This is a genomic window from Streptomyces sp. NPDC094032, from assembly GCF_040303965.1.
Classification (GTDB): Bacteria; Actinomycetota; Actinomycetes; order Streptomycetales; family Streptomycetaceae; genus Streptomyces.
On the sequence record NZ_JBEOUE010000047.1, the window covers coordinates 1 to 21,393 of the forward strand.

Below are 21,393 nucleotides of genomic sequence, written 5' to 3' on the forward strand. Positions count from 1 at the left end.
GTCCTGGAGCGGCTGCTCGCCGCCACCGCCGTGCGTGATCGCGTCCGGCAGCATGACCAGCGAGGTCGTGCCGGCCTGCTCGCCCGAGGGGCGCGCCGCTGCGCGGCGCCGGGTGGAGTGAGCCCGGGAGGGCAGTCACCTTCGGTGACTGCGGGGCGGGCCGGCTGACCGGGTGTGCGGCCCGTGAGGTGGGGCTGCTCGGTGGAGCATACCCGCCTTCGGCGGGTATTTCTGCTGGTCAGACATCTTACAGTGGCCTGTGGTGCGTGGTCCTGGTGGTGGGGCGCCTCTGGCCCCTGCGGGGCCGGCGGCTCCGGACCAAGCCCTGAACCTGATCACAGTATGCACCCGAACCCGGGTCCCATCCAGCCCCTCCCCCTGAAAGGGGGATTACTCTCCGTACGACATGAGGAGCGCACCCGCCCGGCAGATGGTCTATGCCAATCAAGCCAAAAGCGCAGCGAGAGGGTGGGGGGTCTGCCGCACCCGAACACCTCGGACCGGATACGGGAATGTCCAAAAACGCATAGGCAGAACAGCCCCTGAAACACCACCAGAAACTCGACCAGAAACCCCGCATGACGAACCTGCAAAAACCCATGAGAAAACCGCTACTGATCCACCAACAAAAAGTCGATGCGGAAACCGAATACGGTAGGTGAATCTTCTCTATTCACGTCGCTTTTCGTGGTCTGGGCTGTCAGGAATCTTTTATGAGCCTCACTGAGATGTCCGCCTGCTGGGACGGCGCCGGGACAGTCGCCAACCCGTATCACCACCAGTGCCCCGGGCCGCTGTGCCAGGAGTGTCGCGCTCTCCCTGGTCCGGGTGACCGCGCTCGACCACGCGGCCTCGGTCTCCCCGGCCCACGGCCGGCGGAACCCAACTGCGTGCCAGAGAGCTGGCGGGCGGACGGCGCCCTGCGGGAGGACGCCCTGCTGCTCACCGAGTGGCTGGCGGTCGACCTGGTCGCCAACCGCACCCGCCACGACGAGGGAGGCACCGCATGAGCACCGAGCAGCACGACGCCGACGCGTACGGCCAGGAGCTGGCCCGCATCAGCCACCACCAGCACGAGGCCACCGACGCGCGGTTCACGGTCTTCCAGGCCCTGGCCGCCGTCGGCATCGGGCACGAGCAGGCCGACGACATCGTGGCGAAGCTGGAGGCCGGGGCGGTGGCCGGGCCCACACCTGGATCTCCGAGAGCAGCGCCCCGCACGGGTCCGAGCCGCGGTTCGAGGACGGCTGGTTCGCCGGCGTCCACGACGTCGCCAGCTACCTGCTGCGCATCGCCGACACCACCGCCACCGCGGGGCGCGGCCGCGCCGCCTCCAGCGCCATGCTCCTCGCCCACTTCCAGCAGCTGCACTCCCCCGCCCCGGCAGAGGCCCCGGCGGAAGACCCGGACCCGGCCCCGGCCGTGGAGCTGGACGCGAAGGACATCCTGGCGGCCGCGGAGCGCTTCCTGTGGGCCGTGGCCGCACCGGGCGAGCGGCACTGGCCGGACGGCGGTGACTTCCTGGACGTTGCTCTCTGAGCGCAATACTCCCTGAGGAATGCGAGGGGTAAATCGAGCGCCTGGAGGCGTTCGTGGAGCAGCACTGCCCGCGCCTGGAGGAGATGCTGCGCACGCACGGGCCGGGCAGCACGCCCGCCTCACACGGCCGGTACGCGCTGATCGGACAGCCCAAGACCCTGGTCATCGTGGAACGGATGGAGAGCGCCCCGTTCCTCCTGTGCGGCCAGTGGGGGAAGGAGCTGGAGACGGTCTTCCTGGACGACCTCGAATTTGTGCGGGGGCCACGCATCTGCCTCAGCCGGTAAGCAGCCGGGAACGACCGGCGGGGCCGAGGCAGGGTGATCCTGCCCCGGCCCCGCCGGTTTGTTCGTACGTCAGCGTGGCGCTCTCGCCTGGGCTGTCGCTCACGGGGGTTCCGGAATTCTTTTTCCGATGCGCATATGCCTTAGGTGTATGCGCATCCAGAGAGAGAAACGATTCTTCCTTGACTTTCGGAACCAAGGAGCCTCGACTTCCGTTCCCCTCTGCGAGACGTCCTGGAAAGGGGAATCCCGCGTGAAAGGCACAAAAGACTTCCTTCCGTTCATTGCACCCGCAGGCTCATTCATCGTTGCTTTGATCGCACTCTTCGTGTCACTACGAGTCAATCGCAGACAGCGCCTGATCACTCGCTTCGAAATCGCCCGAACTCTCCATTCTGATTTGACCAGTGAATCCGCCATGAGTGTCCGAAACACATTGGGAACCATCCATTGGCGAAATATCGATATCGCTCGTGGTGGAGACGAGAGAAGTGAGGTGATGTCGGCCTACTTCGCCATGCTGTGGCGCTTCGAGCGTCTTCATAATGGGCGCAGGGTCCTATTGGAGGATAACCGGAACAAGCGTGATTCGGCGCTTGTCTTCCTGGACGAGGCCATCAAGACACACCTCTTGGAGTACGCATGTACATTCCATGTGATCAGGAAGAAGCTGCAGGACGCTGACCGCACGGATGAAGTATTCGATGGGGCCTACTGGGATTCCTTCGAAGCCCTTCGTGCCTCGTACTCGGAGACGGCCCCGGAGGAAGTCAGAAACAGGCTCGCCCCTCACTCAAACAACGCAGAGAATGGTGACTGCCGCTGCTCCTGCCATAAGGTCAAGCCGCGACGCGCACGCGTCCCGAAGGCGGCCCCCCGACTTCTTCATAGCGCAAGAAGCCTCTAAAACACCTAGAAGGTGAATTGCGGGGAGGGGCTTGCCGCCCCTCCCCGCCGCTCGTCCAAAGGCCGGCGCTCTCCGCTCGCTTCCCTTCATCCGGCATCCACGCCCACATCCGCCTGAGGTTGCGGGCACCCGTGGCGCGGCGACAAGGACCAGGCGCTGGAGTTCGGCCGACTCGAGCGCTTCGGCCTCCCACTGCGCCGGGCGGGCCGGGTCGAATCCGTAGCGGCGGGCGAAGGCCGGCCACCGCGGGTCGCCGTGCTTGCCCTCGGTCGCGGGCACCTCGTAGTCGCGCACCTGGCCTGGGGTGCGGCCCGCGTCTACGCCGACGTCCTAGGCCCGGGACAGGACGGCTCGTGAGGGAACCTTGGGCAAGCTATGCACGAAGGGCTTGTCCAGGTCGCCGAAGGCTTGATCGGAAGGGCCGAACCCCGCCCTCCGCCGGGATCCGTGTGCCAGGCTCTGACATGAACAGGGCCGACGGGAGGGGGCGGGGATGAGGGTGATCGTCGGGGTGGTCGATCCGGAAGAGGCCGCCGCGCTGCGGGACTTCTTCCGTTGGTTGCACGACGAAGACGAGCCGCCCGGGGAGGTCGCGCTCAAGGGGACCCCCGTACCGGGCACGATGAGCGGTGGGCTGGAGTACATCGACATCGCCCTCACTCACGCCGTGGCCCTGGGGAACCTGGCCCTCGCGTACGCGGGATGGCGCCGGGCCCGCCGCAGCCGTGCCGCCGTCACCTTCACCAGGGAGTCCGACGGGCTGTCCGTGACCGTGGAGGACGGTTCGGAGGAGACGGTGCGGCGGATCGTGCGGGCCCTGGACCCCGCGCCGGCACCCGTGGCGCCGCCCGCACCGGACGGACCGACCTCGGAGAACGCGTAGCCGTGGAACTGGCCGATCCCCACGGGTCGTACGCCGTCCTCATCGGCTCGTCCCGGTACCACTCCCCCGACCTGGAAGACCTGCCCGGCGTGGCCGGGAACGTCCGGGACCTGGGACGGCTGCTGGAGGACCCGACCGTCTGGGGCCTCCCGCCGGATCACTGCGTCCGCATCACGGACCCCCTCTCTCGCGAGGTCGTCCTCGACGCCGTGCACGACGCGGCCCGGCGGGCCACCGACGCGCTGCTCGTCTACTACGCCGGCCACGGCCTGCCGAGCCGCGACGGCGACGGACTGCTGCTCGGCCTGCCCGCCTCCGACCCCGACCGCCCCTATTCCTGGATGGACTTCCAGGGTGTGCGCCGCGAGGTGCTGGGCGCCGGACGGCGGGTCCACCGGGTGGTGATCCTGGACTGCTGCTACAGCGGTCAGGCGATGGCCGGCACGATGAGCGGCTCCGTGACGCTCGCCGAGCAAGCCCGTATCGCCGGCACGCACCTGCTCACCGCCACCTCGGCGAACATGCTGGCGGAAGCCCCTGTGGGCATGCCCCACACCGCCTTCACCGGCGAGCTGATCCGCCTGCTCGACCGGGGGCTGCCCAACGCCGGGCCGCTGATCACCGCTCCGGAGCTCTACGAGCACCTGCTCGGCGAGCTCCGCGCCAAGAACCTCCCGCGTCCGGAGCAGCGGGTCAGCGGCACCGGTCGCGCGGTCGCCTTCGCCCACAACCGGCACGGCGCGCGCGGCCCGCTCGCCCCGGCCGGGCCCGTCACCGCCCCTCGCACGCCCGCGCGACCCGTCCCGAGGGAGCTTCGGGACGTTCTGCGGGGACGGCCCCGGCTGATCGCGGACCGGGCGGCGCTGCTGCGGGCCACGGACCCCGCGGCGGCCGAGGAGTTGCTGTCGCTGGCTGCAGTGACGCGTCCGGCCCAGGAAGCGGCGGCCCTGCTGCGCCTGCTGCGGGAGCAAGGGCGCCCGGAGGAGGCGTACTCCGTGCTGGCCGCCGCCGCGGCCGAGCGGGTGCCCGCCGACCTCGCCTCGTACATCCGGGCGCTGCATGCACTGGACGCCGACGATGATGCCCTGCTGTCGTTGGATACGGTCGGCCGGAGCGGCCCTCCAGAACACGTCGCGGGAACGATCCGGTGCCTGCGGGAAGAAGGGGACGAGGTAGCCGGCGCCGACGCCGACCGGATCCTGGCGGCGGCGATCGGCCGGCTGCACACCACCGAGGCGGTACTCGACCTGGCCGGCGCGCTCTGGTCGGCCCAACTGGACGACGAGGCCCGGAAGGTCCTGCGGGCCCCCGCTGTCTCCTCGCCACAGGAGACCGCCCGGCTCGCGGAGGTACTGCGCGGGGTCGGCCGTGTCGAGGAGGCGCTGGCCCTGTACGTCCAGGTGTTCTCCGTCGTCGCGCAGGATCCGGCCGAACTCGTGCGGATCCTGCGCGTCGCGGACGAGGCGGAACGCTCTGGCGAGGCGGACGTGCTGCTGACGACCGCGACGCAGGCCACCACGGGAACCGAGGCGCTCGCCGCCCTGTGCGACGCCCTGTGGGCCTCGGGCATGGGGGAGCGCGCCCTGCGGACACTGGCCCGCGCCGCCAGGTCCCTGAGCAGCGCCGAGGTCACCGAGCTCGCGGACCTGCTGCATTCCCAGGGCCACGACGAGGCCGTACTGCACCTGTTCGGGCAGGCGGCGCTGCATCGGGCCCCAGCGGACACTCCGGTGCTGATGGCGACTCTGCGGACGATGGGCCGTCCGCTGGACGCGGAACGACTGCTGCGGGACGCCGCCGGGCGCTCCATCGAGGACGTCGCCTCGCTGCTGGGCGTCCTCGCGGACCTGGGCGCCGTACGGGACGGGGCGCGCCTTCGGGAGGCCCTGCCAGCCGATCTCGGGACACGCGCGCGGCTGATCCGCGCCCTGCACGCCGCGCGCGGGCCCTTTGAGGATGTGCTGGATCCCCTGGTCAGGCAGTCACAGCCGGAGTTCGACCGGATGTTGCGCGCACTCCACGAGCGGGGTGAGATCGAGGTGGCCGGTCTGTTCTTGCGCCACGTGGTGGCCATCGCCCCGCAGGTCGCGCTGGAGCGGCTGCGGTATCTGGACGAGGCGGACGCCGCCCCGCTCGACCGCACCGTCTTGAGGGCGGCGTTGCACAGGGCCTCGACCGCCTCCGGGGCGGACGCGGTGGCCGGGGTGGACTCCGCGGTGCTCGCAGGCCTGGTGCACTCCGGAACGGGCGCGACCGTAGACGAGCGGATCACGGCGATCGCCGCGCTGTGCGAGGCGGGTCTGTCCGAGGACGTCGTGGAGGCCCTCGCGGACGCCACGTTGCAGGAATCGAGGACGGAGATCATGCGGCTGCTCGGCCGCATGCAGGAGCGGGAACTCACCGACGCGGCGCACGCCGTCGTACGCAGCGCCCGGTGGATGTTCTCGGAGCTGTACCGGGACTTCGTCCTGGCGCTCCGGGACGCTGGGCTGCTGGACCTAGCGGTGTACGCCTTGACCTGTGACCCCGGTCGGTTGACCGCCGCCCAGCGGGAGGGCTTGGCGCGGGCGTTGGGCGTTTCCCTTCCCTTCCCGGGTACCGGCCCCGACGACCACCCTGCCGCAGCGCCGCCGACCACCGGCTGGCTCCGCGACCGCCTGCGCCGTCGGTGAGCTCGAGCGCATCGCCCGGATCCGGATCAGTCTCCGCCCGGACTCCTCGCGCGGGTGATGCGGGACTTTGGGTAGGGTCCCGCGTTCACCTGCTACAGGTGCTGGGGAAGCCGATGGTGTGCCGCCTTTTATCGAGACGTGATCATTCAGTGGGGGCGGCGCAGAGCTCGGAGACGATCGTGAACGAAGTCGTCACCATCGGCACGGCCATGGCCGGCGGCATGGCGGCGTGCGTGGTCTTGCCGTGCGCCATGCTGTTGCGGATCTTCCGTCCGTCGTCGAGGTACTCCGCCTGCCGGGCGGTCAGGATGCCCGTGTCGGCGCCCTGCTTGATGAGCTGCTGCAGGGGCTTCTTGCCCGCGCCTGGGATGCGGTCGCGCAGCACGGTCTCCACTGCGATCAGGGAGTGCAGGACCGCCACGGTGGAGAACTCGTAGCAGTAGTACGACTGGCGCAGTAGCTCGCGAGCGGTACGCAGGACCGTCGCTGCGGCCTCGGGAACGCCGTCGGGCACGACCAGGTCCTCCACGAGGTCGTGCATGTCGGCGTACTGGTCGACGAAGTAGTGGGCGCGTTCGTCCGGGACCGGGAACGGCAGCCGCTGCGTGGTCATCCCCGCAGTCTCCCAGCCGTGCCTCCCGGAGGCTGCAGCACCCCGGGGGATGCTGCAGTGTGGCGAGACGGCGGCGCGCGGGTGGTAGCTGGAGGGGGCGAGCGCGGCGCGCCGGAGTTCCAGCAGTGGTCTTGAGGGTGGGGTCGGTCATGCCTGCCAGGCTGTCCGCCGTCGGGAAGTGCTGCGCCGGAACCTTCCCGACTCCTTTGGATCACAAGGGGTTTGGCGGGATTCACTCGTTGGTGGCCGTAAGTCGCTCAGACACCGGAAGGCCCCAGCTGATAGTCGGCACGAGATTGACCTGGCCTTTCGTCACTGCTGTCCGTGCCAGTCCGTCACCATCCGACAGAGAGAACTAGCAGGTCACTCGGGCTGTACCGCTGACATCCACGTGACGACTCTCCACTGACAACCTCATGCAGACCATCAGCAAGGGGCGTCCCAGACGGGGTGCCCCTTGCTGTACCAGGACCGGTTTACGGCTTGGTGTAGGTGAACTCCACCGCGCCGTCCGTGCCGCGCCCGCCGGCCTGGCCGGTCTGGCCCGTCTCTCCGTCGGCGCCGTCGCAGCCGGCGCAGTCGCCGCCGAGGCCGCCGTCACCACCCCGGCCGCCGTCGCCGCCCTTGCCGCCCTGGCCGTAGCCCTTGGTGCTGGTGGTGCCTCCCGCGCCGCCCAGGCCGCCGCCTCCGCCCAGCTCGCCCCGGCCCGCGTCCGGGTCGCCGGTCCGTCCGGCCGACCCCACGCTGCCGTCCTTGCCGGAGGCGGCTTCCCTCGCCGTCACCTCGCCGCCGGCGCAGCCGTAGGTGAGGTCGTTGACGGAAGCGCGGCCGCTCTTGCCGCCTTCGCCGCCGCTCTTGCCGCCGTAGCCGTTGCCGCCGGGAATGCCCAGGGCCTTGCCTCCGGCGGCCCAGCCGCCGCCGCTCGCGGAGCCCGCCGCGCCCTTCGTGCCGGTCGCGTCGCCGCCGCCGCCGGCCAGGACGAGCACGAACCGGCCGCGGAACTTCACCTGGGACGTGGCACCCTTCTGGCCGGTCTCGGTGGTGGACTCGGTGCTGGTGGCATCGCTGCCCGCGCCGCCCCAGGAGGCGCCGTAGGTGCCGCGGGCCCCTCCGGCAGAACCCGCGGTGCCCGTCGAGCCCTCGCCGCCGGCTCCGATCGTCATGTGGACCAGCGCGCCGGGCACGGTCTTGACCACGCAGGTGACGTGGCCGCCGGCCTGGCCGCCTGCGCCACCGGTGCCACCGCCCCCTCCGCCGCCGGTTCCGCCGGAGCCGATACCGGTGGCGGACTGGCCGCCCGCACCGCCTCCCCCGCCGCCGCCCGCGCCGCCGGTCCCGCCGGAGCCGCCGGAACCCGAGCCCCACAGATCCACGGTCACCTCGGTGACGCCCTCGGGCACCTTCCAGGAGTGCTTCCCGGCGGTGGTGAAAGCCTCGGTGACTGGCCCCGGTTCCGCGTGCGCGGCCGGCGTCAGTGACAGAGCCAGAGCGGCAGGAACGGCGAACGCGCCCACAGCGCGCCAGTTGATGAGCATGAGATCCCTTTCTCAACGTTCACTCATCACTGTATGGAGTTGATCCACTTCGCTGAGTGATCTCCTGGGATGGCGTCCGGAACTCGACGCAGAGGGACCGAAACACGATCACCGGCACAACGAGCACCACAGCGGCGCAGGCACAGACGGCATCCCGGGAGCCGGGGAGTCTGCCGGCGAAGACGGAGCTGGAGATCACCGCCGCGACATGGCGGGCCGGGGGCGGGGAGGTCGAGGACCTCTTCGACGTCGTGATCGGCTGGACGGGGCAGGCGGCGTCCGACGAGGAGGAGCCGCCCCCGGGGGCGGGAGGCGGCGTTCGCCTCCGTGATGTCGGCGTCCTTCGCGCTCACCGCCCAGCTCCACGCCGAACACGGCGACGTCGAAGGGACCCGGCAAGAAGCCCTCATCGACGTCCTGGCTGGCATGCACGCCCTGTGTGTCACCATCGGCGACGCGCAGAACAAGAACGACGAGTGACCAGCTCGACCGGGGCCGGACACGCCGCGGAGCCCCGGCAGTTCCGCTGTGGCCGCCATCGTCGCCGACGCACCACCTCCGACGGGGGGGTAGACCGTCACAGGACCGTGCCGTGCAGCGCACGGCGGTCACCCGTCAGGGCGTAGCGGCGGGCGGCGAGGCCGTGGTCTAGGGGTTCGCCGATCTGGTCGCACAGCAGCGCCAGGACGTCGGCGGCGTCGGTGTCGGAGAGGTGGGGCGGGGCGACGTCGAGCATCAGCTCGCCGATCGCGAGGCTGCTGGCGGCGGGCAGCCGGCGGGTCGTGGGCGTCACCGCCGGTGGCGCCGCGAGTGCCGGTGCGCGGGGACGGCTGCTCGCCGCACGCGCTGTACGGAGCGGGGGCCGGGTGGGCCCGGGGGCCGGGTGGGCCCGGGCGCCGGCCGGGTCAGCCGTCCGGGCGTTCCCGTGCCGCTGCGAATGGAACCAGGGGCCATGTGTTCGACAGCTTCATCGCCGCCTCCGTGACCGCCGGGTCGGACGAGCCCTCGGCCACCCCCATGAGGTACGCGTGGGCCACCGACTCGTACAGGCTCGTCGCCGCGCGCTGCCGCTGGCGGCTCGCGGCGGCGCGCAGTTCGGAACCGTCTTGTACCGATGCCGCCGTCGCCCGTGCCTGCTGGGCGCGGACGGTGGCGGCCTCCCGTTCCCGCTGGAGGCGGCGGGACTCCTCCAGGTGGGAGCGGTACGTGTCGAGGGCGGGGTGTTCCCGCAGCAGGCCGGTCAGGAGGCCGATGCCTCCGGACAGGACGAGCAGTGCCGCGAACATCCAGGTCACGGTGGTCTGTTCGAGATGGAGACTGCCCAGCAGGCTGGTCGGGCGGTCCGAGTCCAGACCGGTGACGCCGCGGAGCGTCGAGCCGCTCGGGCCGCTGCGGAACACCAGTTTGGTCCGCAGGTGTGCCAGCGCCCAGGTGGAGAAACCCCACGCGCCGAGGAGCGCGAGGGCGGGCACGTTCGTCCACTTCGACGCGCCGGTGGCCGAACTGCCGTGCAGGGCGCGGCCGACCAGGTGCGGGACGACGACCATGACCAGCGCCGCCGACACGGCGAGGGTGCCCGTCAGGGTGTCGGCTCCCGTGCTGCCGACGCCGTGGAAGGGTTGGAACGCCATCCAGTAGATCGGCACCTCCACCGCGGCGACGACGACGAGCAGGGCGGCCACGATCCAGTCCGGCAGGCCGGGGCGGGTCTGCAGGCCGGGCCACCGCTCGATGTCCGATGGGGCGGTGGACACGGCCGCGCTCAGGTCCGGCGGCGCCAGTGGGTCGGAGCCGGGGGTCCCGTCGGCCTCGGTCCCCGTCGGGGGCCGGGCGGCGGGCCCGCCGCCTTCGTCCAGGTTCTGGTACTCCTCCTCGTCGTCCTGCGACGGGGCCTCCCGCACCGCCGCGTCCCGCCCGGCGGGGCGGGGTTCCGGCGCGCCGGGCTCGTCCTCCGGCCGCCGGCCGGCCCCGTCGTCCGCGGCGGTCTCGTCGAACCGGTCCTGGAGGCGGCGGGTTTCGACCAGTTCCCGCACGCGGTCCCGGTACCGCTCCCAGCGCACGGACCGGGCGGCGAGCCGGTCGAGCTGGTCGCGGTTGGTCATGAGCCACTTCATGTTCTCGGCGAGCCGCCGGTCCAGCCGCAGGATCTCGTGCCTCGCGTTCTCGGCGGTCTCCTGTGCCAGCGCCCGCCGACCGGTCAGCCGGTGCTCCTCGCGCGTGTGTTCCTCGGCGATCCTGGCGTGCAGGAGGTCGCGTACGGAGGCGAGTTCCGCGAAGTAGGGGACGCGGTCCCCGCTGCCGAGGATCCACGGGTTCAGGTAGCGGGACCCGGCGGCCCTGCGGCCGCGTCGGTTGGCCTTGTGGCGGAGGCGTGCCTCGTGCCGGGTCTCCGTGGCGGGCGGGATCCTGCGCTGCACGGTGAGGTCCTCCGCCTGGCGGATCCTGCCGCCGCCGTGGCCGGTCCCGCGCGGGAAGGGAACGCGGAACCGGGCCCTGCGGGGCGTCCGTCCGGGGTCAGCGCCGGTATGCGTCGTGGACACGTGCCTTGCCCCTCTTCGTCAGGATCTCCGTCCAGAACGCGTCGAACGGCTCGTACGCGCTCGGCTTGGCCTTGCGGTTCATGCCGTAGCCGACGGGGAAGACGTCCATGCCGGTGAGCGGCGGAACGCCCCGGGAGCGCATCAGCGTGTCGATGGACTTCGTGCGGGCCTCCGGGGTGGCGATCGACTTCGCGGTGAGCGCGAACTCCGGGTCGTACTGCTCGAAGTCGCTGATCACGAGCAGGGCCCTGCGGCCGTCGCCCGGGCCCAGGGTCTCCGCCGCGCGTGCGATGCCGCCGAGGACGTCGGAGCCGCCGTCGGTCCTGCTCGCGCAGTCCAGCATCGTGTGGGCGGCGCGCACGGCCCGGACCCTGGCCTCGTGGCGGATGGCCTCGACGTCGTCGGTGCTCTCCGTGGCCGGGTCGAGGTCCACGTCGTTGGCGCGGCAGGGGGACGCTTTGGAGGAGGAGGTGATCGGGGCGTAGGCGAGCGAGCGGCAGCGCTGTTCCTTCATGAAGGGCACGATCGTCGCGTCGAGTTTGGCCTTCGCGTCGAATCCCCTGGCCGCCGATCCGGAGCCTGAGCCGTCCAGGACGACCGCGCAGGCGGCGTCCAGCTGGTCGGCGCCCTTGCTGGAGCAGCCGGTCGCGGCGATCAGAACGGCCGCCAGGGGCAGGAGTGCCGCCAGGGACCGGGCCGGGCGGCGGGCGCGCGACGGGCGTGGGTGCGCCGGGTGGGACGTCATCGGGTTCCTCTCCTGGAGGCGTCGGCGGTGTCGTGGTGCGGCTGGACGTCGAGGATTTGGAGCGCCCGGGCGACGGCGTGGGCGCGGTCCGGGCCGGCGGCGGGCCGGTCGGTGCCGGGACCGGAGTACAGCCAGGAGTCGAGGTCCTGCCAGGTGTCGTCGAGGGTGACCCGTCCGGGCAGCCACTGCTCGGGGCGCGCCGAGAAGGCCGGATGGGCCGGGAGGCCGGTCTCGGGGACGGGCCTGCGGTGCCGCGCCCGGCCCGCCTCCTCGCTCCGTATGCGGTGGACCGTCAGCCAGACTGCGTCCCAGTAGCAGGCGAGCCGCTGGTTGGCCTCGTGGGTGAGCGCGACGGCCCGGGCGCGGCACAGCTGGGCGTCCGCCCGCCAGGCCCCGATCCACTCCCCGTACCGTGCGAGGGCGGCCGGCAGGGGGTTGCCCCGCCTGTCGTACTGGGTCACCACGCGCACCGACTCGGCGTGGAGGCGGGCGATCGTCGCCCTACGGTCCCTCAGCAGGCGGGAGCGCAGCTGGCCCACGGCGCGCAGCGTGTCCGCGCGGGTTTCCATCACGAAGGGAGTTATGAGATCCGGGGGTCCGGGCAGTTCCGGGCGTTCGGACATGTCCCAGGAGCTGGGCCGTTCCGGGAGTCCCGGGAGTGTCGGAAGTGTCGGAAGTGTCGGGAGACTCGGGTCCGGGAGGCCGGGGTGGCCCAGGAGGCCCGGGTGGTCCGGGTCGCGCGGGTCGCGCGGGGACTCCGGGGTGGCACCGGATCCGGGCGGGTACGCGGGCAGCAGCGGGCGCAGTCCGGGGGCGTCGCGGCGCCCCCGTCGGCGTGCTCGGAGCGCGGTCGCCCGTCCGAGGCGGGCCCGCCGGGCCGGTCCTCTGATCTGGTCCGTGGTGATCATGACGACGGATTCCCCCTTCTCCGCCGCCCTCGCGTTCCGGAGGGACGGCTACGCGAAGGAAAGCAGAAAGGGGCCGCCCGTTCGAGACGCATTCCGGGTTCCCACCGGCCCGCCCCGAATGCGTCCGGACATCGCCCGGAAAACGACCGGAACATTCTCCGGAATTGTTTGCCGTGCGCGGTCGCATACGTTGATACTCGATTCCGGTCCGAGGGGGAGGGCGTGATGCGTATCAGGATCGGCGGGACTCATTTCCCGCTGGAGACACTCGGTCCCGGCCGGCGCCTCGGCGTGTGGTTCCAGGGATGTCCGCTGGCGTGTGCCGGGTGCATGTCCCGGCACACCTGGGACGCCGGGGGTGGCCGGGATTCGTCGGTCGGGGAACTCCTCGCCGTGTGGCGGGACGCGCTGGCCGGGGGCGCGGAGGGGCTGACGGTCAGCGGCGGGGAACCTCTCGAACAGGCCGCGGGGCTGGCCGGGTTCCTGGCCGGGGCCGATGCCGCACGCGGCGGGGTGGGCCGCGACGGGACGCCCGACATCCTCGTCTATACCGGGTACGAGCAGGATGAGTGGGATCCGGACCGGCTGCGGGCCCTGCGGTACGCGGACGCCGTGGTCGCCGGCCGGTTCAGGATCGCCGAGCCGACCGGGCTGGTGTGGCGCGGATCAGCCAACCAGCGGCTGCTGCCGCGCACCGCGCTCGGCCGGGCGCGCTACGGACCTCATCTGCACCGGCGGGCCACGGGGCCGTCCGTGCAGGTGGTCGTGGAACCGGCCGGGGGCCCGGCGGGGGCGGCCTCGGGGGCGTCGTGGGAAACGCCCCGCGAAGAGCCCGCCGCGGAGCCCGCAAGGCCGCCGGCCGCTCGTCTCCTCGGCGTGCCGGCGCGAGGGGAACTCGCTTTCTACGAGAGGTGGTTGGGGGAACGTGGTCTGCGACTCAGGGAGCGGAGCTGGCGCCCGTGAGGAGCGGGACGAGCCCGGGGTCGCGGGTCGCGAAGTGCACCGCCCAGCCCGGGTGACGGCTCAGCTCCTCCTGGACGGCCCAGCCGAGCCAGCGGGCGGCCTTGACGGGGGTGAGGCCGCCCTGACCGGAACCCAACAACGGGAAGCACAGGGACCGCAGTGGCGGGTCGTGGGCGTACCGTTCCGACTCGGCCAGGGCGAAGACCGCCGCGACCGTGTCGACGAGCGTCTCGGGGTCGGTCCGGTACACGCCGCCGTCGTCGACCGGCCGGACGACGGCCGCGTGGTAGACGCGGCGCACGCCCCGGCCGGCGAGGGCGCCCGCGGAGGTCGGGGCGACCGTGCCGGGCCGAACGGGCAGGCCGGTGCGGCCGTGCGACCGCATCCACGCGCCGAGTTCCCGGTCCAGCACGTCGTCGGTGATCTCGCCGACCTCGTTGCGCACGGCCGCAGCCCTGCGCAGGGCGCCCGAGACCGTGGGGCGGAAGGTCTTCGACATCTCCATGTGCGTGTTCTCCGACGACACCAGGATGTCGATGTCGCGGAGCAGTTCCAGGGAGGAGAAGTGCACCGTGACCCGGTGCGGGGCCGCCGCCGGCCCGGGACCACCCGCCCGGCTCGGCGGATCGGGCACCGGATCGGGGGCCGCGCGCCGCGGCCCGGCCCCGGCGCTCCCGGTTTCGGGCCGGGGCCCGCCGGACGCGGCGTCACGGGCCAACGCCAGTGCAGCCGAGGCGAGTTCGGCGATCACCTGCTGCTCCTGGCCCCGCCGGAAACGCTCGGGCGTGACGCCGTACACGGCGGCGGCCGCCTTGCGGCGTTCCGGCGCCGGGGCGCCGCGCCGGCCGGGCAGCAGCCCGAAGGTGTGCGCGGCGGCCCGGGCGAGCGGGTCCACCGTCCGGTCGTCGGCCAGCTCACCGACGGGAAGGGTCTTGTCCGTGTCTCCCCCGGGGCGGGCGAGCCGCCGTACGGCGGCTTCGAGGAGGGCCTCGACGGCGGAGGCCTCGTCCGCTCCGGCCGCCGTGTGCCCGGTGGCCCGGGCGACGCGGCCCAGGGCCGGCGGGCGCAGACTGCGCAGCGTGGCGAGGCCGGGCCTGCGCAGGGCGGCCAGTTCCCCGGTCACGGCGGCGTGCGACGGCAGTCCCGGGCCGTCCGGAGCGGAGCGCGCCTGTGGCTCCGAGGGGGGATTCTGCGGACTCATGGCGGCCACCATAATCCCGGCCGCCGGACGCCGTGGAGGGCGTCATGAGAACTGGCTGGAACGGCCTTCCCGCGCGGTGCGGCGCCCTTTCGGCGAAAACGACGTACGAACGGGAACGGAAAGGGCGGGGAATGGGAAACAGAAACATCCGGGGAGTACCGCGGGTTTCCCGCGCGCTCCCGTCCGGAGAAAGGCGGAGACCGTGACGACCGTGCCGCCCACGGAATGGGACCGCGAGGGATTCACCGGACGCGGCGGATACCGTCCCGCGGATTCGCGTCCCGGACTCGGGCCCGTCCCCGGGGGGCTGCGCGGACGTTTCGACCTCACCGAGGTCCTCGCCGAGGCCGAGACCCCAGCGCAGGCGGTCGTGCTGCGCGTCAAGGACCGCGAGGCCCGGCACGGGGACGCCGCCGTGCCCCTGGTCCTCAAGTGGTACCACCGCGCCTACGCGCCCGACGCGGACGTCAGCCGGGTGCTGAGCGGGGAGCTCGGGCACGTCGTCCGCGTACTGGAACGAGGGACCGCCGAAGGGCACCCGTACGAACTGATGCCGTCGTACGGCGAGACCACCCTGGCCCACTACCGCACCAGGCACCCCGGGCCGCTGCGCCCGGAACTCGTCCACACAGCCGTGACGCACCTGCACGCGGCCCTGACCGCCCTCCACGACGAGGAACTGGTCCACCGGGACGTCGCCCCCGACAACATCGTCGTGCGCACGCAGAACGAGGACCGCCTCGACCTGGTCCTCATCGACCACGGCGCGGCCGTCCACCTCGGCGGCGACGAGGACTCCCCGGCGCTCCGGGACTGGCTCGGCAAACCCCACTACGTCGCCCCCGAGGCCACCCTCGCCGAGCAGATCGTCACGCCCGCCGGCGACTGGTGGTCCCTCGGCATGGTCGTCGCCGAACTCGCCGGCGGACAGCACCCCATCGACTTCTTCAGCAAACAGGAGGCGCTCCACGAGATCGTCACCCGGAATCCCGACCTCTCGCGCGTCACCGACGGGCGTCTGCGGATGCTCTGCGAGGGACTGCTGGCCCGGGCCCCCGACGACCGCTGGGGCAGCGAGGAGGTGCGTGCATGGCTCGCGGGCGGCTCCCCGCCGGTCGCCCCGCGCACCGTCGGCGGGTACCCGCTCCCGCCGTCCGCCGTGGAACCCTTCGCCTTCCAGGGCCGCGACTTCACCGGTACCGAGGCCCTGGCGGGACAGTTCGACGCGCAGTGGCGCACCGCCGGACGACTGCTGGCCCGCCGCCGCGACCGCGAACGACTCGCGACCTGGCTCGGCCAGTTCACCGAAGCACCCGGTCGCACCGAGGAGGACGCCGCCGAACTGGCGGAGCTGCGCGAACGGCTCACCGACGCCCTGGACCCCCCGGCCATGCTGCGCCTGCTCAACTGGATGGGCCCCTCCCGGCCCGCCTCGTGGCACGGCACCGGACTCGACCCCTACCACCTGGCCGAGCTGACCGAGGCGGCCGAGGCCGGCGACCATCCGGCCCGCGAACTGGTGGAGGCCCTGACCCGCCACGAACTGCTGCCCCTGCTCGCCTCCCGGCCCGGCGGCGACGGACTCGACGCCGTCCAGCGCCGCTGGCAGAACCACCGCGCGGGCTGGGACGCGGCCGTCGCCGACCTGCGCGGCCGCGGCAGCCCCGCCCGGCACGGTGACGCGGCCCGGCTGCTCCGCCCCACCGTGGAGCTCGACGCGCGGCTGCTCCGGCTCGCCCAGGAACCCGAACGCACCCGCAACCACCTGCTGGCCGCGGGCACCTGGGACACCGCCGAGGGCGCCGAGCCGCCCTGGTACCGCGCGCTGCGCGCCGACGAGGACAACCCGCTGCGGCTCCTCGCGGCGGCCCTGCTGCGCGGACTCGCCCGCAACGAGGCGGCGGAACGCCGGAGCTCGGACCTGCAACTGGAATGGGACCGGCAGATCGCCAGGGAGCGGGGCGCGCGCCACGAGGTGCTCCGCCGACTGGACCGGCGGCCCACGCTGGGCTGGGCGCTGCTCGGCGCGACCCTGGTCACCGCGCCCTGGATCTTCCTCATCGGCCTCGCCGACCTGCTGGACCGCGCCGACCAGCGTCAGGTCGTGCTCGCCTGGATGCTCGCGCTGCCCGCCGCGGCCCTCGTCTACGTCCTGGAACTGTGGATCGCCTTCGCCCTCGGCGCCCTCGTCTACCACCCGGCCCGGTCCCTCGCCGGGCTGCTGATCCCCTCTGTCGACCGGCCCTTCGGCGCCGCCCGCTCCGGCGGCCGGTTCGGCATCGCGACGGCCGCGGCCTGTCTGGCCGCCCTCGGCGCGCTGGGCGTCTGGGCCGTCGTCGTGGCGCCCTGGGCCTGGCCCGCCGCGACCGTCCTGGGCCTGGCGGCGTGGACCGGCCACCGCCGGCTGGCGTGGTGGCGGACCGCGCGGGAGGCCCGCCTGGGCCCGGCGGCCCTGCTCCAGGACCGGAATTGGCGGCGCCGCACGCCGCCACGGCCCCTCGCCTCACGGGGGCCCGCAACCTCCAGGAGGAACACATGAGCCAGGGCCTGGTCTTCCCCTCCATCGCCGAGATCGTGCCGACCGTCGGCTACCCGGCCTCCGCCACGCCCGGCACCCTCGACCTCGCCTCCTTCACCCACGCCGGACAGGGAGCCGGCCACGCGGTCGACGGCCTCGGCCAGGGACTGGGCCATGCCACGGACGGCCTCGGACAAGGCCTCGGGCACGCCGCCGACGGCCTCGGACAGGGGATCGGCCATGCCGTCGACGGCGCCCAGGCGGCGGCCTCGCACGCTGTCGACGCGGCCGGGCACGCCCTGCAGGAACTCCTGGAGCCCGCCGCCGTCGCCCTCGGCGCCCTCAGCGGCGGGCTGCTCGTCTGCCGGGCCGCGATGGCCGGCACCCGGCTCCTCGCGCAGGCGGCGGGCCGGGCCGCCGAGGAGCAGCGCTGCCTCGAACGCCTCCAGCGCGTCGCGACGGCCGCCGCCGCCCAATGGGAGGCCGCCGCCTTCGCGGCCGTCCGGGCCAACGCCCGCCGCGCCGCGCTCCTGGGCCGCGTGCGCCGGGCCGCCGCCGGCACCCCGACGGGCACGCCCCCGCCCCCGCCGCCCGACCTGCCGCCGCCGCTCACCTGCGTCGGCACCCGGCTGGACGTCCTGCGTCGCGAACTCGCGGTCCTGGAGGAGGCCCTGAGCGCGGCCGAGGCGGCCCAGGACCGGTGGACGCTGGAACAGACCCTGCGGCTCACCGGCGGCCCCGAGGACGAGGGGTGGCGGCGGCGCACGCGGGAACGCCGGGAAGCCCTCGTACGGGCCCTCCAGGACCCGGCGACGGCGGACGCGCCGACGCTCCCCCCGGCACCGGCGGCCGAGGGACTCGGCCGGGAGCGTGCCGAGGAGTCCGGCTCCGAGCTGCTCGCCCGGCTGGTGCCCGGGGCGGACGGCAAGGACGCCGAACTGGCGGTGGCCGCCGTGCGGCTCGCCGTCGCCTGCGCCGACGACCGGCCGTCCAAGGCCCGCAACCACCTGCGGGAGGCACGCAGGTTCGTCACGGACGCCAACCGGGCCGTACGGTCCCGGCTCGCCGCACAGGAGAAGGCCGCCGTACAGCTCGACTGCCTCCTCACCGAGGCACCGCCCGGCGAGGCACCGCTGGCCCCGGCCGCCGAGGAGATCGCCCTTCTGCGGGCCGCCCTGGAGACGGGCCGCGCGCCGACTCCCGAGGAGCAGCGCAGGGTGGACCAGCGCATCCGGGAGCGGACCGCCGACCTGGAGTGCCGCTACACCACCGAGCTGATCGGCCTCGCCGTCGCCCGGCTCGCCGACCCGGACGGCGCCGGCCTGCCGACGGCCCGGCGAGGCACGGCACCGGGGACCCCTGACGGATCCGAACGATCCCGCGGATCCGACGGATCCGGTGCGTCCGGTGCGTCCGGTGCGTCCGGTGCGTCCGGTGCGTCCGGTGCGTCCGGCGGATCCGGTAGGTCCGGTAGGTCCGGTGGGTCCGACGGGCCCGACGGGCCGTTGTGCTTCGACCTGACCCCGGCCGGGTGGTGGCCCGACCACTGGCTGCGCATCACCGTGCACGACGACAGCACCGAGATGGTCACCCTGCACGCGGAACGCGAGGGCCCCGCGACCGCCGCGCAACGGGCCCTGGACGCCCACCGCTGCCACGAGGCCCGCGCCCACCTGGACGAGCTGCGCGAGGCCGGGCGCCGCTGGGGCATCGACCTGCCGGTGTCCTTCCGGGAGAGCGGCGTCGCCGTACCCGGCGTCCGGGGCGGGGACGGGGCGATCGTTCTCGGCCTCGACGCCGAGGAGCGCACGGCACCGGACACCACGGCGCACGACGACCACCGCGGCACCGAGCCTCCCCGGGCCCGGCGCGTCGACGACGACAGGAGGAGCACGGGACGATGAGCGTCCACGACTTGACCAAGACGCCCCAAAAGACCCCCGGCCACCGGCTCCCCGGCCCGCGGAGGGAGAACCCCCGGGGCCGGCGGGTCCCGCTGTTCGTCGAGGAACTGACCGGGACGCTCAGCGTCCACGCGCAGTACGTCCTCCACGGCAACGTCGACGACCTGCACCTGGTGCGGCCCCGGGGCACCGACCACCACCACGAGCTGGTCACCGTGGTCTGGAACTCGCTGCGCGCGCAGGGCTACCGGGCCCTGGTCCGGTACGACCAGATCGACGGCTTCCGCGTCGCCGGACCCCGGTCCGGACCCGATCTCGACATGGTCCGGCACCTGCTGGCCGAGAGCGGCCCCACCGCGCTCCCGAGGATCGGCCGCTCGGCCCGCAGCTCACCGCTCCTGGAGGTCGTCCCGCAGTTCCAGGAGCTGGTGCGCGGATGGGCGCAGCGGCGGGCGGTCAGCGCGAACGCACCGGAGGCGGGACCGCTGCGGGTGGCCCTGCTCGTCGACCACGCCGGGCGGCTGCCGACCGACCCGGGGCGGCTCAGCGAGGCCGAGCGGGACTTCTTCCTCGCCTGCCTCAAGCTGGCCGGCTCCGCCGAGCCGCACGCCCCGGACCCGGCCGCCGCCCTGACGCTGCCCGGACATTCCTCGCCGCCCGCGTTGTTCAACCCGGTCATCTGGCTGACCCCGGGCGAACGGGACCTGCCGTCCTGGTTCGTGTCGGGCAGCAACCGGATCCGCAGGATCGCCGTCCCGGAGCCCGACGCCGACGAACGGCGCCGCATGGCACAGCTCCTGGAACGCGAGCACGCCAGGGAATCGGGCCGGTTGCGCCGCGCGGACGTACCCGGTGCGGAGGCCGGGACGGCCGGGGGGACCGGGGCAGGGGCGGAGACGGGAAGCCGCACCGGCACAGGCACCGGCACCGGCACCGGGACCGACTTCGGGACCGGCACCGGGACCGACTTCGGGACCGGCACCGGGACTGCGGAGGGCAGTGCCCTCGCGGACGACTTCGCACGGGCCGCGCAGGGCATGAACCTGCGCGACATGCGGGAGAGCGTCACCCTGGCGGTGGCACGCGGGATGCCGTTCGCGGCGATGCCCGACGCCGTGCGCGTCTACCGGCTCGGGGTGGAGAAGAACCCGTGGCGGCGGGAGGAGATCCGGCAGCGGATCAAGGAGGGCGAGGAACGGATCCCGGCCCGGGTCCTGGGCCAGGACACGGCCGTCGGGATGACCCTCGCCATCCTGAAGCGCGCCGCGCTCGGCCTCTCCGGCGCGCAGGCGAGCACCCCGGGCCACCGCCCGCGCGGCACCCTGTTCTTCGCCGGGCCGACCGGCACCGGGAAGACCGAACTGGCCAAGGCCGTCGCCTCGGTGCTCTTCGACAGCGACCAGGCCTACCTGCGCTTCGACATGAGCGAGTTCTCCGCGCCGCACTCCGCGGACCGGCTCGTCGGCGCGCCCCCCGGGTACGTCGGCTTCGAGGCCGGCGGAGAGCTGACCACGGCGGTCCGGGCCAACCCGTTCCGGGTGATCCTCTTCGACGAGATCGACAAGGCGGACAAGGGCGTCCTGGACAAGTTCCTCCAGGTCCTGGAGGACGGCCGTCTCACCGACGGGCAGGGCGTCACCACGTACTTCAGCGAGTGCGTCCTGATCTTCACCTCGAACCTGGGCGTGCAGCGCACGGACCCGGTGACCGAGGAACGGGAGTGGATCGTCGAACCCGGCACGCCCTACCGGGAGCTGGCGCACCAGGTGAAGCGCAACGTGAAGCACCATTTCGAGGCCGTCGTGGGACGGCCCGAGCTGATGAACCGCATCGGCGGCAACGTCGTGGTCTTCGGGTTCATCACGCAGGAGACGGCCGGCCGGATCCTGGACCTCCAGATCGGCAACATCCGGCGCCAGCTGGCCTCCGAGCACCAGCTCCGGCTGGAGCTGTCCCGTCAGGCACGGGCCCAGCTCGCGGCGTACTGCACCCGGGACCTGTGGAACGGCGGCCGGGGCATCGGGATGATCCTGGAGACACACCTGCTGAACCCGCTGGCCGGCGCGCTGTTCGACCGCCCCGGGACCGGCCCGGGCGAGACCGTCCTGGTGCACGGGGTCCACGAGACCGAGGACGGACAGGTGTCGATCGACGTCGAGACGCTGCCCGGGGAGCGGTGAG

16 protein-coding genes are annotated in these 21,393 nt (G+C 73.1%); 9 read left to right on the forward strand and 7 right to left on the reverse strand.

The window, feature by feature from the left end; all coding sequences use genetic code 11:
• The first annotated feature begins 1,341 nt into the window (after positions 1 to 1,341).
• The 4 genes from ABTZ54_RS34800 (at position 1,342) to ABTZ54_RS34815 (ending at position 6,285) form a co-directional block, all read left to right on the forward strand.
• A complete protein-coding gene (locus ABTZ54_RS34800) occupies positions 1,342 to 1,539 on the forward strand; it encodes a hypothetical protein (protein ID WP_351671661.1) in 198 nt (65 codons plus the stop codon).
• Between the two features lie 53 nt (positions 1,540 to 1,592).
• Complete coding sequence (locus ABTZ54_RS34805) at positions 1,593 to 1,826, forward strand: hypothetical protein (protein WP_351671664.1); 234 nt, start codon at positions 1,593 to 1,595, stop codon at positions 1,824 to 1,826.
• A 1,397-nt stretch (positions 1,827 to 3,223) separates the two neighbouring features.
• A complete protein-coding gene (locus ABTZ54_RS34810) occupies positions 3,224 to 3,613 on the forward strand; it encodes an effector-associated constant component EACC1 (RefSeq protein ID WP_351671667.1) in 390 nt (129 codons plus the stop codon).
• Between the two features lie 2 nt (positions 3,614 to 3,615).
• A complete protein-coding gene (locus ABTZ54_RS34815) occupies positions 3,616 to 6,285 on the forward strand; it encodes a caspase, EACC1-associated type (RefSeq protein ID WP_351671669.1) in 2,670 nt (889 codons plus the stop codon).
• 142 nt (positions 6,286 to 6,427) lie between these two features.
• Here the strand turns inward: ABTZ54_RS34815 and ABTZ54_RS34820 are convergent, their stop codons facing one another.
• Together ABTZ54_RS34820 and ABTZ54_RS34825 are read right to left on the reverse strand one after the other, a co-directional pair.
• Entirely contained in the window at positions 6,428 to 6,898 is a 471-nt protein-coding gene (locus ABTZ54_RS34820) for a hypothetical protein (protein WP_351671672.1), read from the reverse strand.
• A 476-nt stretch (positions 6,899 to 7,374) separates the two neighbouring features.
• A complete protein-coding gene (locus tag ABTZ54_RS34825; RefSeq protein ID WP_351671675.1) occupies positions 7,375 to 8,433 on the reverse strand; it encodes a hypothetical protein in 1,059 nt (352 codons plus the stop codon).
• A gap of 330 nt (positions 8,434 to 8,763) precedes the next feature.
• On the opposite strand from ABTZ54_RS34825, the gene ABTZ54_RS34830 reads away from it, so the two are divergent.
• Positions 8,764 to 8,913 (forward strand): hypothetical protein, encoded by a 150-nt coding sequence (locus ABTZ54_RS34830; RefSeq protein ID WP_351671689.1) that lies wholly within the window; start codon positions 8,764 to 8,766, stop codon positions 8,911 to 8,913.
• 97 nt (positions 8,914 to 9,010) lie between these two features.
• Here the strand turns inward: ABTZ54_RS34830 and ABTZ54_RS34835 are convergent, their stop codons facing one another.
• The 4 genes from ABTZ54_RS34835 to ABTZ54_RS34850 all read right to left on the reverse strand — a co-directional run bounded on the left by ABTZ54_RS34835 (position 9,011) and on the right by ABTZ54_RS34850 (position 12,290).
• Positions 9,011 to 9,226 (reverse strand): hypothetical protein, encoded by a 216-nt coding sequence (locus tag ABTZ54_RS34835; RefSeq protein ID WP_351671692.1) that lies wholly within the window; start codon positions 9,224 to 9,226, stop codon positions 9,011 to 9,013.
• 112 nt (positions 9,227 to 9,338) lie between these two features.
• Complete coding sequence (locus ABTZ54_RS34840) at positions 9,339 to 10,973, reverse strand: hypothetical protein (RefSeq protein WP_351671695.1); 1,635 nt, start codon at positions 10,971 to 10,973, stop codon at positions 9,339 to 9,341.
• Complete coding sequence (locus tag ABTZ54_RS34845) at positions 10,948 to 11,718, reverse strand: hypothetical protein (RefSeq protein ID WP_351671698.1); 771 nt, start codon at positions 11,716 to 11,718, stop codon at positions 10,948 to 10,950. Before ABTZ54_RS34845 ends, ABTZ54_RS34840 begins: the two co-directional genes overlap by 26 nt.
• Complete coding sequence (locus ABTZ54_RS34850) at positions 11,715 to 12,290, reverse strand: hypothetical protein (protein ID WP_351671701.1); 576 nt, start codon at positions 12,288 to 12,290, stop codon at positions 11,715 to 11,717. The genes ABTZ54_RS34845 and ABTZ54_RS34850 overlap by 4 nt, the downstream gene beginning before the upstream one ends.
• 561 nt (positions 12,291 to 12,851) lie before the next feature.
• On the opposite strand from ABTZ54_RS34850, the gene ABTZ54_RS34855 reads away from it, so the two are divergent.
• Positions 12,852 to 13,589, forward strand: a complete 738-nt coding sequence (locus tag ABTZ54_RS34855; protein WP_351671703.1) for a 4Fe-4S single cluster domain-containing protein — start codon at positions 12,852 to 12,854, stop codon at positions 13,587 to 13,589.
• On the opposite strand, the gene ABTZ54_RS34860 is transcribed toward ABTZ54_RS34855, so the two are convergent.
• Entirely contained in the window at positions 13,564 to 14,790 is a 1,227-nt protein-coding gene (locus ABTZ54_RS34860; RefSeq protein WP_351671706.1) for a macro domain-containing protein, read from the reverse strand. The genes ABTZ54_RS34855 and ABTZ54_RS34860 overlap by 26 nt on opposite strands.
• Positions 14,791 to 14,992: 202 nt before the next feature.
• Here ABTZ54_RS34860 and ABTZ54_RS34865 point away from each other — a divergent pair, with 202 nt between their 5' ends.
• Genes ABTZ54_RS34865 through ABTZ54_RS34875 form a run of 3 tightly spaced genes read left to right on the forward strand, consistent with a single transcriptional unit; the run spans position 14,993 to position 21,392 of the window.
• Positions 14,993 to 17,329, forward strand: coding sequence for a protein kinase domain-containing protein (locus ABTZ54_RS34865; RefSeq protein ID WP_351671709.1), 2,337 nt, complete (start codon positions 14,993 to 14,995; stop codon positions 17,327 to 17,329).
• Positions 17,326 to 19,212 carry a hypothetical protein gene (locus ABTZ54_RS34870; protein WP_351671712.1) on the forward strand — a complete coding sequence of 629 codons (1,887 nt, stop codon included), beginning with the start codon at positions 17,326 to 17,328 and terminating at the stop codon, positions 19,210 to 19,212. Before ABTZ54_RS34865 ends, ABTZ54_RS34870 begins: the two co-directional genes overlap by 4 nt.
• On the forward strand, positions 19,209 to 21,392 hold the full coding sequence (locus ABTZ54_RS34875) for an AAA family ATPase (protein WP_351671715.1): 2,184 nt from the start codon (positions 19,209 to 19,211) through the stop codon (positions 21,390 to 21,392). The genes ABTZ54_RS34870 and ABTZ54_RS34875 overlap by 4 nt, the downstream gene beginning before the upstream one ends.
• The last annotated feature ends 1 nt before the right edge of the window (position 21,393 follow it).

Excerpts from the sequence above, each read along its gene's own strand:
- ABTZ54_RS34800 (WP_351671661.1), top strand. The coding sequence starts at position 1,342 with ATGCTCCTCGCCCACTTCCAGCAGCTGCACTCCCCCGCCCCGGCAGAG.
- ABTZ54_RS34810 (WP_351671667.1), top strand. The coding sequence starts at position 3,224 with ATGAGGGTGATCGTCGGGGTGGTCGATCCGGAAGAGGCCGCCGCGCTG.
- ABTZ54_RS34820 (WP_351671672.1), bottom strand. The coding sequence starts at position 6,898 with ATGACCACGCAGCGGCTGCCGTTCCCGGTCCCGGACGAACGCGCCCAC.
- ABTZ54_RS34825 (WP_351671675.1), bottom strand. The coding sequence starts at position 8,433 with ATGCTCATCAACTGGCGCGCTGTGGGCGCGTTCGCCGTTCCTGCCGCT.
- ABTZ54_RS34830 (WP_351671689.1), top strand. The coding sequence starts at position 8,764 with ATGTCGGCGTCCTTCGCGCTCACCGCCCAGCTCCACGCCGAACACGGC.
- ABTZ54_RS34845 (WP_351671698.1), bottom strand. The coding sequence starts at position 11,718 with ATGACGTCCCACCCGGCGCACCCACGCCCGTCGCGCGCCCGCCGCCCG.
- ABTZ54_RS34855 (WP_351671703.1), top strand. The coding sequence starts at position 12,852 with ATGCGTATCAGGATCGGCGGGACTCATTTCCCGCTGGAGACACTCGGT.
- ABTZ54_RS34860 (WP_351671706.1), bottom strand. The coding sequence starts at position 14,790 with ATGAGTCCGCAGAATCCCCCCTCGGAGCCACAGGCGCGCTCCGCTCCG.
- ABTZ54_RS34870 (WP_351671712.1), top strand. The coding sequence starts at position 17,326 with ATGAGCCAGGGCCTGGTCTTCCCCTCCATCGCCGAGATCGTGCCGACC.
- ABTZ54_RS34875 (WP_351671715.1), top strand. The coding sequence starts at position 19,209 with ATGAGCGTCCACGACTTGACCAAGACGCCCCAAAAGACCCCCGGCCAC.